The sequence below is a fragment of the Variovorax sp. GW822-FHT04E09 genome (assembly GCF_058800845.1).
Map to the genome: position 1 here is coordinate 107374 of NZ_JBXAMR010000005.1, position 12255 is coordinate 119628.

10 protein-coding genes are annotated in these 12255 nt (G+C 69.0%); 1 reads left to right on the forward strand and 9 read right to left on the reverse strand.

Features of this window, described 5'->3' with window-relative positions; genetic code table 11:
• Window positions 1-38 precede the first annotated feature (38 nt).
• From AC1RL8_RS20660 to AC1RL8_RS20695, 8 genes are all read right to left on the reverse strand, one after another.
• Complete coding sequence (locus tag AC1RL8_RS20660; RefSeq protein ID WP_492686341.1) at window positions 39-1994, reverse strand: acyl-CoA synthetase; 1956 nt, start codon at window positions 1992-1994, stop codon at window positions 39-41.
• Window positions 1995-2041: 47 nt separating this feature from the next.
• Window positions 2042-3040, reverse strand: coding sequence for a Bug family tripartite tricarboxylate transporter substrate binding protein (locus AC1RL8_RS20665; RefSeq protein WP_492686340.1), 999 nt, complete (start codon window positions 3038-3040; stop codon window positions 2042-2044).
• Between the two features lie 44 nt (window positions 3041-3084).
• Complete coding sequence (locus tag AC1RL8_RS20670; protein WP_369631199.1) at window positions 3085-4293, reverse strand: CaiB/BaiF CoA transferase family protein; 1209 nt, start codon at window positions 4291-4293, stop codon at window positions 3085-3087.
• 73 nt (window positions 4294-4366) lie between these two features.
• On the reverse strand, window positions 4367-5185 hold the full coding sequence (locus tag AC1RL8_RS20675; RefSeq protein ID WP_492686339.1) for an oxepin-CoA hydrolase, alternative type: 819 nt from the start codon (window positions 5183-5185) through the stop codon (window positions 4367-4369).
• The gene (locus AC1RL8_RS20680) at window positions 5182-6336 is read right to left on the reverse strand and encodes an acyl-CoA dehydrogenase family protein (RefSeq protein WP_492686338.1); all 1155 of its coding nucleotides are present in this window, start codon (window positions 6334-6336) and stop codon (window positions 5182-5184) included. Before AC1RL8_RS20680 ends, AC1RL8_RS20675 begins: the two co-directional genes overlap by 4 nt.
• A gap of 13 nt (window positions 6337-6349) precedes the next feature.
• Window positions 6350-7558 (reverse strand): acyl-CoA dehydrogenase family protein, encoded by a 1209-nt coding sequence (locus AC1RL8_RS20685; protein ID WP_062478554.1) that lies wholly within the window; start codon window positions 7556-7558, stop codon window positions 6350-6352.
• Between the two features lie 18 nt (window positions 7559-7576).
• The gene (locus AC1RL8_RS20690) at window positions 7577-8767 is read right to left on the reverse strand and encodes an acetyl-CoA C-acyltransferase (protein ID WP_062478557.1); all 1191 of its coding nucleotides are present in this window, start codon (window positions 8765-8767) and stop codon (window positions 7577-7579) included.
• Between the two features lie 32 nt (window positions 8768-8799).
• Complete coding sequence (locus AC1RL8_RS20695) at window positions 8800-10935, reverse strand: 3-hydroxyacyl-CoA dehydrogenase NAD-binding domain-containing protein (protein ID WP_492686337.1); 2136 nt, start codon at window positions 10933-10935, stop codon at window positions 8800-8802.
• Window positions 10936-11090: 155 nt separating this feature from the next.
• Here AC1RL8_RS20695 and AC1RL8_RS20700 point away from each other — a divergent pair, with 155 nt between their 5' ends.
• Window positions 11091-12008 (forward strand): LysR family transcriptional regulator, encoded by a 918-nt coding sequence (locus tag AC1RL8_RS20700; protein WP_062478562.1) that lies wholly within the window; start codon window positions 11091-11093, stop codon window positions 12006-12008.
• On the opposite strand, the gene AC1RL8_RS20705 is transcribed toward AC1RL8_RS20700, so the two are convergent.
• Complete coding sequence (locus AC1RL8_RS20705; RefSeq protein WP_095743565.1) at window positions 11993-12235, reverse strand: hypothetical protein; 243 nt, start codon at window positions 12233-12235, stop codon at window positions 11993-11995. The two genes, AC1RL8_RS20700 and AC1RL8_RS20705, sit on opposite strands and share 16 nt — an antisense overlap.
• Between the last annotated feature and the right edge of the window lie 20 nt (window positions 12236-12255).

Consider the following 12255-nt stretch of genomic DNA (forward strand, 5'->3'; position numbering starts at 1 on the left):
CGGTTTCAGAAAATCGTGTCGAAGAAGAAGCAGGCGGGTCACTTCAGCGCGATGCACGTCTTGAAGGGCAGGGGCTCCAGGGCTTTCTGCAGCCGCTCCTGCAATGCAGCGGCTTGTGCGCCCGTTGCAGCGGCGTCGATCTGCACGTGCACGAGGCTTTCGCCTTCGGTACTCACCGCCGGCCGGGCCGCATCGTTCACGCCGAGTGCGGCGCAAACCTCGGCGACCGTGGCCGCCACCACCTGCCGCGCGGCCATGGCGCGCAGTTCGGGCTTGTAGATCTTGCCGACGTTGGTCATGGGCATCGTGGCGATCACCGACACCCACTTGGGACGGGCCGGTGCCTCGTCCACGCGTGCAGAAGTGAAGGCCAGCAGTTCCTCTTCGGTGGCCGAGGCGCCGGGCACCAGCGTCGCGAAGATCACGGGCAGTTCGCCCGCGTAGGCGTCGGGCGCTCCGACGGCGGCGCACAGCTGCACGGCGGGGTGCGCGCCCAGCGCGTCCTCGATGGTCTTGGGGTCGATGTTGTGGCCGCTGCGGATGATCAGGTCTTTGGAGCGGCCCGTGAGGTGCAGCCGCTCTTCGGCGTCCATCCAGCCCAGGTCGCCGGTCGCGAGCCAGCCGTCGGCGGTGAAGGCCTTGGCGTTGTCGGCCGGATCGACAAAACCCGAGAACACGTTGGGCGACTTGAACAGCACCATGCCGGTCTCGCCCTGCGCCACTTCGCGGTCGCTGGCGTTGCCGTTCTCGTCGAGCGCCACGATGCGCACCTGCGCATAGGGCAGCCGAAAGCCGACGCAGCCCGCGGGCCCGTTCACGCCGGGCGGCGTGATGGTCGAGATGCCGGCCATCTCGGTCATGCCCAGGCTCTCGTGCACATGCAGGCCGAACAGGCGCTCGAAGCGCGCGGCCAGCTCGGGCGCGAGCACGGCGGCGCCGGTGCGGCAGTAGGTGATGGAGGAGATGTCGGCGCCGTCCAGCGGCACGTTGGCCAGCGCGGCGAGCACCGTGGGCACGGCGGACAGCGAGGTCGGGCGGTACTTCTCGACCAGCTTCCAGTAGTTGGCCAGCACCTCCTTGTTGCGCAGCAGCGAAGGCGTCGGAATGATCACCTCCACGCCCGCCGACAGCGACGACAGCGAGGCCGGCAGCACGCCCGCCACATGGAACAGCGGGTAGCCGTTGATCGAGATGCCCTGCTCGTTCATGCCCGCGAGCTGCACGCTGGCCCAGGCGGTGAACACCTGCGCGCCGTGGCTGTGGCGCGCGAGCTTGGGCGCGCCCGTGGTGCCGCCGGTGTGGAAGTAGGCGGCGATGTCGGTGGGGGCGATGTCGCGGCCGCTCACGAGGCGGTCCGAAGGTTGCGCGGCGCGCAGCACGTCGAACTCGGCCACGCCTTCGGGGAGCGTGCCGGCCGCGCCGAGCGCTTCGTCGTGCGGCGCCACGCGCAGCACGGTGGTGAGCGTGGGCACTTGGCCGCGCAGGCGCATCGCTTTCGACCACATGCCCGACTCGGTGTCGGAGCCGTAGGCGATGAGCACCTTGGCGCGGCCCGCGGTCATGAGCGCGACCAGCTTCTCGTCGGTGAGCAGCGGGTTCAGCGGCTGCACGATGCCGGCGGCCTCACCGCCCCAGAGTGCGAGGTGGTACTCGAGGCAACCGGGCAGCAGCACCGCCACTGCATCGTCAGGCCCCACGCCCAGCGTGTGCAGCAGGTTCGCGGTCTGGTGGATGCCCGCGAGCAGCTGCGCATACGACCAGCGGATGGGTTCGTCCGCCGGGTTGCCGCTGCGCAGGAAGGTGAGCGCGGTCTTGTCACCGAAGGCCGCGCCGGAGTTGCGGAAGAGCTCGTAGGTGCTGCGCACCGTGAGCGCTTCTTCGAGCGGCGTTTCTTCCAGCCGCCGGATGTCGGCGAGACCGCGCACCGGAAACAGGGGGCGGAACGGCGCGCTGGCCGTTCCCGTGGGGTTGTTCTTGTCGTTGCCTGTTGTCATGTTGTCTCCTTGAGGGGGGCTTGCCGGCTGCGGACGGAGGCCGTGTCTTACTGGTTCGTGATCTTGTTGTCGCGAATGACCTTGCCCCAGCGCTCGAAGTCCTGGCGCATGCGCGTGGCGGTCTGTTCCGGCGTGCCGTAGGCCGCGAAGGAGCCCACGCTCTGCAGCTTCTCGCCGACTTCCTTGTCGGCCAGCGCCTTCTTCAGCTCGGCGCTCATGCGGTCCACCACGGCCTGCGGCGTGCCGGCCGGAGCCAGCAGCCCGCCCCACGAGGTGGCGTCGAAGCCGGGGAAGCCCTGCTCGGCCACGGTCTTCACGTCGGGCAGCAGGCTCACGCGCTTGCCGGAGCCCACGGCGATGGGGCGCAGCGTGCCGGCGCGGATGTGCGGGATCACGGCCACGAGGTCGGAGAACATCGCCGGCACCTGGCCGCCGATGAGGTCGGTCACTGCCGGGGCGCTGCCGCGGTAGGGCACGTGCTGCATCTCGAACTTGCCGATGTTCTTCAGCTGCTCGGTCGTCAGGTGGCCGAAGCTGCCGGCCCCGGCGGTCGTGTAGTTGAGCTTGCCGCCGTCGGCCTTGGCCTTGGCGATCAGGTCCTGCAGGCCGTTCACGCCGGGCAGCGCCTTCGGGTTCACCACCATCACGATCGGCAGGTCGTACACCGTGCCCACGGGCGTGAAGTTCTTGAAGATGTCGTAGGGCACGGTGCCGTACAGGTGCGAGGCCAGCAGCGTCGGGGTGGCCAGCATCACGAAGGTGTAGCCGTCGGGTGCGGCCTTGGCGGCAAAGGCCGCGCCGATGGTGCCCGAGGCGCCGCTGCGGTTGTCGACCAGGATGTTCTGCTTGAGCGACAGCGACATCTTCTGCGCCACGATGCGCGAGGCCACGTCGGTCGGGCCGCCGGGCGGGAAGGGCACGACCAGCGTGATCGGCTTGGTCGGCCAGGCCTGGGCGAAGGCGCTGCCGGCCAGCAGGGGAAGGGCCAGCGCGAGCAGGGCGCGGCGCACGGGGTTGCGGGGGGTACGGAGGAACGGGGAGGCCATGGATTTCTCTTCAGGGATGCGGGCGTTGTCTTCGCGTGGTGCGATCAGACGACGCCGTTCGTTTTCAGCGCTGCCAGCTTTTCATCCGACAGGCCGAGCAGGGACTTCAGCACGTCGTGCGTGCCTTCGCCCAAAGTGGGCGGCGCGCTGCGCACGGGCAGGCGCTCGCCATCGAAACGGTAGGGCGGTGCCAGCACGTTGACCTCGCCGGCCACCGGGTGCGGCTGCTTGGTCACCAGGCCGGCGTCGGTCGCGCGCGGGGAGTTCAGCGCCTCCAGCAGGCCCAGCACTTCGCCGCAGGGAATGCCCGAGGCGTTGAGTTTCTCGAGCAGCGCAGCGCGCGGGCGCTTCGCGAGTTCGGCGGTCAGCTCGGGCAGCAGTGCGGCGCGGTTGGCCGAGCGCAGGATGTTGGTCTTGAAGCGCTCGTCGGCCGCGAGGTCGGGGCGCTCGATCACCTCGGTGCAGAAGCGCATGAACTGCGCGTTGTTGCCCACGGTGATCACGAGCGGGCCGTCGGCCGCGTCGAACACGCCGTAGGGCACGATCGACGGGTGCGAGTTGCCATAGCGCGGCGGGTCTTCGCCCATCAGCAGCGCTTCGAGGCCGTAGTAGGCGGTGATCATCAGGCCGCAGTCGAACAGCGCCATCTCGATGTGGCGGCCCGTGCCGGTCTTCTCGCGCTGGTAGAGCGCGGCCAGCACGGCCTGCGCCGAGTACATGCCGGTGAACAGGTCGACGGCGGCCACGCCGAACTTCAGCGGGGGCTGGTTCGCTTCGCCGTTCAGCGCCATCAGGCCGGCCTCGCCCTGCACCACGAGGTCGTAGCCGGGGCGTGCGGCCTCGGGGCCGGTGCGGTCGTAGCCAGAGATCGAGCAGTAGATGAGGCCCGGGTTCTCCTTGCGCAGCTGTTCGTAGCCCAGGCCCAGCTTGTCGATGCCGCCGAACTTGAAGTTCTGGATCACCACGTCGCACTGCTTGGCGAGGTCGCGTGCGATCTGCTGGCCTTCGGGCGTCTGCAAGTCGAGCGTGACCGAGCGCTTGTTGCGGTTCACGCTGTTGAAGTAGGCGGTTTCGGTCTTGCCCACGCGCAGGCCCCAGTCGCGCGTGTCGTCGCCGCGGCCCGGGTGCTCGACCTTGATCACCTCGGCGCCCATGTCGGCCAGCACCATGCCGCACCAGGGGCCGGCAAGGATGCGGGACAGATCGAGGACGCGCACGCCGGCGAGCGGCAGCGAGGAATTCAGCGAGGGCATGGGAACAACTCCAGGAAAACGAAAGACCCCCGCATCTGCATCGGCATGCACGAGCGGGGAGGGGCTCGGCGCGTCAGGACGCGTCGGGCTGGGGCGCGTGGCGCAACGCGACGAAGTCGGCCTTGCGCTTGCCGAGGAAAGCGCCGATGCCTTCGGCGGCTTCGGCGTCGGCCTGCGACGTCACCATGTAGATCGCTTCGGCCTCGAGTTGTTCCTCGAGCGTTGCACGATGGGCCTGGCGGCACAGCGTCTTGATGCGTGCGCTCGCGCGCTGCGGGCCGTTGGCCACCTTGGCGGCGAGGGCGATGGCCTCGGCCAGTGCGCCGCCCTTGTCGGTCAGGCGGTTCACCGCGCCCATCGCGTGCAGGCGCTCGGCCGTGAGGCGGTCGCCGGTGAGGCACAGCTCGGTGAGCAGCTGGCGCGAGACGAACTCCGCGAGGAAGGCCGTGGCGCCGCCGTCGGGCGTGAGGCCGACCTTGACGTAGGCCACCGTGTAGAACGCATCGCGCGCCGACACCAGCATGTCGCAGGCCAGCGCCATCGACAGGCCCGCGCCGGCCGCGCCGCCTTCGACCGCCGCGATCACGGGCTTGCCGCAATCGCGGATCGCGCGGATCAGGTCGTGCAGGCCTTCGAGCTTCTCGCGGCGTTCGGCCTCGGGCAGTTCGCGGCGCTTGGCCAGCAGGTTCAGGTCGCCGCCCGAGCAGAAGAAGTCGCCCGCGCCGGTGAAGACGATGGCGCCCACTTCGGGGTCGTTCTGCGCGTCGGCGAGCGCGGCGGAGAGTTCGGCGTACAGCGTCGGCGTGATCGCGTTGCGCGCGGTCGGGTTGCTGTTGGTCAGGATGCGGACGGCGCCTTCCTGGCTGATCAGCACGGTCTTGTTGTCGCTCACGACGCCAGCTCCTTGCCGGACTCTTTGCCCAGAGCGATGTAGCGCTGCAGGTGGTGGTCTTCGTCGCCGAGCTGGTGGTCGATCATCACGAGGCGCTTGGCGTAGTGGGGCAGCGGCAGCTCCCACGTCATGCCGATGCCGCCGTGCATCTGGATGCTTTCTTCGGCCACCAGCGCACCGATGCGGCCGATGCTGAACTTGGCGGCCGACAGTGCACGCTCGCGCGCCACGCGGTCGCTGCCGTCGATGGCGGCGGCGGCGTTGATCACGGCCGAGCGGGCCTGTTCGATCTCGAGCAGCAGGTCGGCCATGCGGTGCTGCAGGGCCTGGAAGCTGCCGATGAGGATGCCGAACTGCTTGCGCGTGCGCAGGTACTCGAGCGTGGCGGTCTTGGCGGCTTCCATCGCGCCCAGGGCTTCGGCGCACAGCGCGAGCACGCCGCGGCCGATGGCGCGTTCCAGCGTCGCTGCGCCCTGGCCTTCGGCGCCCAGCAGCGCGTCGGCGCCGAGCGTCACGCCGTCGAGCGTGAGTTCGGCCACGCGGCCCCCGTCGATCGCGGGGCAGCCGCGCACGGTGAGGCCGGCGGTCTTCGCGGGCACGAGGAACAGCGAGATGCCGGCTTCGTCATCGACGTTGCCCGAGGTGCGGGCCGAGACCAGGAACAGGTCGGCCTGCTCGCCTTGCGGCACCACGGCCTTGGCGCCCTTGAGCACCCAGCCGTCGCCGCTGCGCTCGGCCTTCGTGGCCACGCGCGTGCGCTCGTAGTGCGTGTCGGCTTCGTCGTGTGCAAAGGCCGCCACGGTCACGCCGTTGACGATGTCGCCGATCTTTTCTTTCTGCGCATCGCTGCCGGCGGCGCTGATCGCCTCGCCGACCATCACGGCGCCCAGCAGCGGCTCGACCACGAGGCCGCGGCCCAGTGCTTCGAAGACCACGGCGATGTCGAAGCCGCTGCCGCCGAAGCCGCCGTCGGCCTCGCTGAACAGCGCGCCGATCACGCCGAGCTCGGCGAAGTTCTGGAAGATTTCCTTGCTGAAACCGTGCGCCGACTTCGCGATGCGGTCGCGCGCATCGAAGGCGTACTGCTCGGCGATGAAGCGGTTCAGGCTGTCGGCGAGCATGCGCCGGTCTTCGGTGTGTTCGAAGTTCATGTGCGTGTCTCCTTTACAGCCCGAGGATCATCTTGGAGATGATGTTCTTCTGGATTTCGTTCGAGCCGCCGAAGATCGACAGCTTGCGGTTGTTGAAGTAGCGCGAGGCGGCAGCCTTGGCATAGGCCGGGCCGAAGGTCTCGCCGGTGAAGCCATCCTGCAGCGCTTCGGCGACGAAGGGGCGGCCGTACACGCCCATGGCGCGGCGCGCGAGCGACGAGATTTCCTGGCGGATCTCGGTGCCGCGAATCTTCAGCATCGAGCTTTCCGCACCGGGCACGCCGCCGCCGGCCACCGCCGCGATCACGCGCAGGTTGGTGGTCTTCATGTTCTCCAGGTCGATCTCGACGCGCGCCAGGCGTGCGGCAAAGGCCGGGTCGTCCGCCAAGGGCTTGCCGTTCTTGGTCTGCGAGGCGGCGATGCCCTTGAGCTGTTCGAGTGCGGCCACCGAGAAGCCCACGCCCGCGATGTTGGTGCGTTCGTAGGTCAGCAGGTACTTGGCGCAGGTCCAGCCCTTGTTCTCTTCGCCCACGAGGTTCTCGGCGGGCACGCGCACGTCGGAGAAGAACACCTCGTTGACTTCATGCTCGCCGTCCAGCGTGATGATCGGGCGCACTTCCACGCCGGGCGAGGTCATGTCGACCAGCAGGAAGCTGATGCCTTCCTGCTTCTTCGCCTCGCGGTTGGTGCGCACCAGGCAGAAGATCATGTTGGCGTGCTGGCCCAGCGTGGTCCAGGTCTTCTGGCCGTTCACGATGTAGTGGTCGCCCTGCGCGTCGATGCCGCGCACGGCCGTGGTCTTCACCGCGGCCAGGTCGGAGCCCGCGCCGGGTTCCGAGTAGCCCTGGCACCACCAGTCGGCGCCGCTCAGGATGCGCGGTAGCCAGTAGCTCTTCTGCGCTTCGTTGCCGTACTTGATGAGCACCGGGCCCAGCATGTTGACGCCGAAGGGCACGATGCGCGGCGCGAAGGCCAGGGCGCATTCGTTCTCGAAGATGAACTTCTCGACCGCGGTCCAACCCGGGCCGCCGTACTGCTCGGGCCAGTGGTTGGCGAGCCAGCCGCGCTCGTTCAGGATGGCGTGCCATTCCTGCATGTCGGCCTTTTCCAGGATCTTGCCGCTGCGCACCTTGTCGGACAGCCGCGCAGGCAGCTTGTTCGCCAGGAAGGTGCGCACTTCGCTGCGGAAGGCTTCTTCTTCGGTCGTGAAGTTCAGGTCCATCGCGGACTCCTCAATGAATCAATAAATTTCGAACAGGCCGGCCGCGCCCATGCCGCCGGCGATGCACATCGTGACCACGGCGTACTTGGCGCCGCGGCGCTTGCCTTCGAGCAGCACGTGGCCCGTGAGACGCGCGCCGGTCATGCCGAAGGGGTGGCCGATGGAGATCGCGCCGCCGTTCACGTTCAGGCGTTCCGACGGAATGCCCAGCTTTTCCTGGCAGTAGATCGACTGCGAGGCGAAGGCTTCGTTGAGTTCCCACAGGTCGATGTCCTGCACCTTCAGGCCGTGGCGCGCGAGCAGCTTGGGCACGGCGAAGACCGGGCCGATGCCCATCTCGTCGGGTTCGCAGCCGGCCAGCGCCAGGCCCCGGAAGGCGCCCAGCGGCTTCAGGTTGGCGCGCTCGGCGTCCTTGGCTTCCATCATCACGCAGGCCGAGGCGCCGTCGGACAGCTGCGAGGCGTTGCCGGCGGTGATGAACTTGTCGTCGCCCATCACGGGCTTGAGCTTGGCCAGCGCCTCGTAGGTGGTGCCGCGGCGGTTGCAGTTGTCTTCCGTGGCGGTGACTTCGCGGTGGGTGACTTCCTTGGTCTCCTTGTCGGTCACGGCCATCGTGGTGGTGCAGGCCACGATCTCGTCCTTGTAGCGGCCGGCCAGTTGCGCTTCTTCGGTCTTGCGCTGGCTCTCGGCGGAGAAGCGGTCCTGCGCTTCGCGGCTGATGTTGTAGCGCTTGGCGACGATGTCGGCGGTGTCGATCATCGCCATGTAGAGCTCGGGCTTGTGCTCGACGATCCACGGGTCCAGGCTGAGGTCGCCACCGTCGCCGGGGCTGCGGCCGCGGATCTGCGAGATGCTTTCCACGCCGCCCGCGATCATGGCCGGCGCGCCGTCCACCACGATGCGGCCCGCGGCCATGGCGATGGCCTGCAGGCCCGAGGCGCAGAAGCGGTTCACGGTGGTGCCGGCGATGCTGATCGGCAGGCCCGAGCGGATGATCGACTGGCGCGCGATGTTGCGGCCGGTGGTGCCTTCGGGGTAGCCGCAGCCGAGGATCGCGTCCTCGATCAGGGCCGGGTCCAGGCCCGAGCGCTCGACCGCGGCCTTCACCGCGAACGAGGCCAGCGTGGCGCCGGAGGTGATGTTGAATTCGCCGCGGTGCGCCTTGGTGAGCGGGGTGCGGGCGGTAGAAACGATGACGGCTTCACGCATGGGTTTGTCTCCTGGACGGTGGGCTCTAACGGTTACTCGGATTGATTCAGGCTGGCGAAATCGGCGCCACGTTCGACCAGCTCCACGAGCAGCGGCGACGGCTTCCAGAAGATCGGGTCGGCCTTGGCGAACTCGCGGATGTCGGCGAGCACCTTGGGCAGGCCCACGGTGTCGGCGTACTTCATGGGGCCGCCGCGGTGGCGCGGGAAGCCGTAGCCATAGAGGAAGGTCACGTCCACGTCGAGCGGGCGCAGCGCGATGCGCTGCAGCACGACGTTGGCGCCTTCGTTGACCATGGCGGCCATGTAGCGGCGCATGATTTCTTCTTCGGTGAAGGTGCGCGGCGTGATGCCGGCGCGCTCGCGCTCGGCGTCGATGATGGCCAGCACCTCGGGGTCGGGCACGCCGGTGCGCGCGCCTTCGGGGTACAGGTAGTAGCCGCGTTGCGTCTTCTGGCCGAACCAGCCGCGCTCGCAGATGCGGTCGGCCACCTGCACGTAGCGCGCCTGCGGGTCGCGCGTGGCGGCCTTGCGCTTGCGCGTGGCCCAGCCGATGTCGCCGCCGGCCAGGTCGGACACCTGGAACGGGCCCATCGGGTAGCCGAAGTTGCGCACGGCCGCGTCGATGTCGTAGGGCGAGGCGCCGTCTTCCATCATGTGGTCGGCGGCCTGGCGGTACACGGCCAGGATGCGGTTGCCGATGAAGCCGTCGCACACGCCGGCGCGCACGGGCACCTTCTTCAATTTCTTCGCGAGTTCGAAGCCCGTGGCGACCACGTCGGCGCTCACCTTGGCGGGCACCACGATCTCCAGCAGCTTCATGATGTTGGCGGGCGAGAAGAAGTGCAGGCCCACCACGTCCTGCGGGCGCGAGATGCTGGCGGCGATCTCGTCGATGTCCAGGTACGAGGTGTTGGTGGCGAGCACGGCGCCCTTCTTGCACACGCGGTCGAGTTCGGCGAACACGGCCTTCTTGACGCCCATCTCTTCGAACACGGCCTCGACCACGATGTCGACATTCGCGAAGGCGTCGTAGCTCGTCGAGCCCGAGAAGCGGGCCATGACGGCGGCCTTGGCCTCTTGTGTCATGCGGCCCTTGGCGATGAGGCCGTCGTACACCTTCTCGACGTGCGCACGGCCGCGCGCCAGGCTGGGCTCGTCGCGCTCGACCATGGTCACGGGCAGGCCCGCGTCGAGCATGGCCACGGCAATGCCCGCACCCATGGTGCCGCCGCCGACGATGCCGGCCGAGGTGAGCGGGCGCGGGCTGGCCGAGCGGGTCTCGGGCGCCTTCAGCACTTCGCGTTCGGCGAAGAAGGCGTGGATCAGGCCGGCGCGCTGCGGGCTGTCGATGCACTGCAGGAACAGCTTGCGCTCCAGTGCCATGCCTTCGTCGAAGGGCAGCGTGAGCGCGCCTTCGACCGCTTCGACGATCTTCATCGGCGAGAACAGGCCGCGGCTCTTCTTGGCGGTGTCGGCGCGCGCGGCCTCGAGGGCGGCGCGGGCTGCGTCCTTGTCGGCCAGGCCGGCGGCTTCGCGCGTGCGGCGCACCGGGGCGTGGGCAGCGACCAGCTCCTGCGCGTAGGCGAGGCCTTCGGCGCGGGCATCGGCTTCAGCGCCGAGGCGGTCGACGAGGCCGAGCGTCAGCGCTTCCTTGGCGCCCGCATGGCGGCCGCTGAGCATCAGTTCGAGCGCGGGCTTCACGCCGATCAGGCGCGGTGCGCGCTGCGTGCCGCCCGAGCCGGGCAGCAGGCCCAGCGCCACCTCGGGCAGGCCCAGCTTGGCGGTGGGCGCGGCGAGGCGGTAGTGCGCCGACAGGGCAATTTCCAGCCCGCCGCCGAGCGCCGCGCCATGGATGGCGGCGACCACCGGCTTGCTGCAGTTCTCGATCTTCAGGCAGACCTCGGGCAGCGAGGGCTGCTGCGGCGTCTGGCCGAACTCGCGGATGTCCGCGCCGGCGATGAAGTTGCGGCCCGCGCCGACGATCAGCACCGCCTTGGCGCCGCTGTCGGCCTCGGCCGCGTCGATGGCGGCGGCCAGGCCGCGGCGCACGTCCACGCCCAGGGCGTTGACGGGCGGGTTGTCGATGGTCACCACGCACACGTCGCCTTGACGCTGGAAGGTGACGGGACCGTTGGACGTGGAAGGGCTGGGAGTGGGGGTGGCCATGTGCGTGTCGCTTGTCTCTTGCTTGCGTGGCAGGCCCTCGTGAAGCCGAGGGGTCCGGGGCTCTGGGGAGCCCTGCATTCTTGGCCGGCATCGCTGCTTTGACAATTGCATAGGTGGTTGACAGACTGTCAAAGAATTTTTGACACAATCCGCCCATGGACCTGCAATCGCTCACCCTGCTGGTGGAAATCCTTGACGCGGGCAACCTGAGCGCGGCGGCGCGCCGGCTCAAGATGACCCGCGCCAACGTCAGCTACCACCTGAACCAGCTGGAGCGCTCGGTGGGCGCGCAGCTGATCCGGCGTACCACCCGGCGCGCCGAGCCCACCGAGATCGGGCTGCGGCTGTACCAGCACGGCGTGGCCATCCAGGGCGAGCTGCTGGCGGCGCGCGAGTCGGTCACCGCGCTGGGCGAGGGCCTGCAGGGCCGCGTGCGCCTGAGCGTGCCCAGCGGCTACGGCCAGCTCGTGATGGCCGACTGGCTCATCGACTTCAAGCGCCAGTACCCCGGCATCGTGCTCGACGTGGTGTTCGAGAACCGCATCGAAGACCTGCTGCGCGACGAGGTCGACATCGCCATCCGCGTGATCCCCGAGCCGCCGCAGAACCTCGTGGCGCGCGAGATGGGCCCGGTGCGCTACGTGGCCTGCGCCACGCGCGCCTACGCCGAGCGCCACCCGCTGCCCGTGCAGCTGGACGCGCTGCGCGCCACGCCGGTGGTCACGGCCGCCGTCATCGGGCGGCAGCTGCGCATCTCGGCCTACCAGGGCGAGACGCGGCGCGAGGTGATCCTGGAGCCGACGCTGATCTCGGAGAACTTTTTATTCCTGCGCCAGGCCATCCTCGCGGGCCTGGGCGTCGGCCTCGTGCCCGACTACGTGGTGCAGGAAGACGTGCGCCGCGGCGACGTGGTGACCACGCTGGACGACTGGCGCCTGTCGATCTTCGGCACCCAGATGTTCATGCTCTACATGCCGAACCGCCAGCACACGCGGGCGATCCGGACGTTCATCGATTTCATCCTGGCGCGGGTGCGGCCGGAAGAAGCCGAAGAAGCTCAGTCGCAGCGGTAGACGACTTCTCCTGCCGGCACACCTTCTGCCGGCACCTCCGACAGCGTGCTGCTCAAAAAGCGCATCGGCGCGCCGAAGTTGCGGCAGTAGTTCTCGGCGTCCTGCGCGGTGGGCGACTTGAACACGCCGTCGGCCAGGAAGGTGACGCGCGGCGCGGGTCGCGAGACGCAGCCCGCGCCGATGAGTAGGGCCGGAACGAGGACGGAGACAGCAGCGAATCGGCGCATGGGGCAGGGCGGAAAGAAGA

What these genes read in the sequence shown, in the direction of transcription:
- AC1RL8_RS20670 (WP_369631199.1), bottom strand. Translation starts at nt 4,293, where the DNA reads ATGCCCTCGCTGAATTCCTCGCTGCCGCTCGCCGGCGTGCGCGTCCTC.
- AC1RL8_RS20705 (WP_095743565.1), bottom strand. Translation starts at nt 12,235, where the DNA reads ATGCGCCGATTCGCTGCTGTCTCCGTCCTCGTTCCGGCCCTACTCATC.
- AC1RL8_RS20665 (WP_492686340.1), bottom strand. Translation starts at nt 3,040, where the DNA reads ATGGCCTCCCCGTTCCTCCGTACCCCCCGCAACCCCGTGCGCCGCGCC.
- AC1RL8_RS20690 (WP_062478557.1), bottom strand. Translation starts at nt 8,767, where the DNA reads ATGCGTGAAGCCGTCATCGTTTCTACCGCCCGCACCCCGCTCACCAAG.
- AC1RL8_RS20680 (WP_492686338.1), bottom strand. Translation starts at nt 6,336, where the DNA reads ATGAACTTCGAACACACCGAAGACCGGCGCATGCTCGCCGACAGCCTG.
- AC1RL8_RS20700 (WP_062478562.1), top strand. Translation starts at nt 11,091, where the DNA reads ATGGACCTGCAATCGCTCACCCTGCTGGTGGAAATCCTTGACGCGGGC.
- AC1RL8_RS20660 (WP_492686341.1), bottom strand. Translation starts at nt 1,994, where the DNA reads ATGACAACAGGCAACGACAAGAACAACCCCACGGGAACGGCCAGCGCG.
- AC1RL8_RS20695 (WP_492686337.1), bottom strand. Translation starts at nt 10,935, where the DNA reads ATGGCCACCCCCACTCCCAGCCCTTCCACGTCCAACGGTCCCGTCACC.
- AC1RL8_RS20685 (WP_062478554.1), bottom strand. Translation starts at nt 7,558, where the DNA reads ATGGACCTGAACTTCACGACCGAAGAAGAAGCCTTCCGCAGCGAAGTG.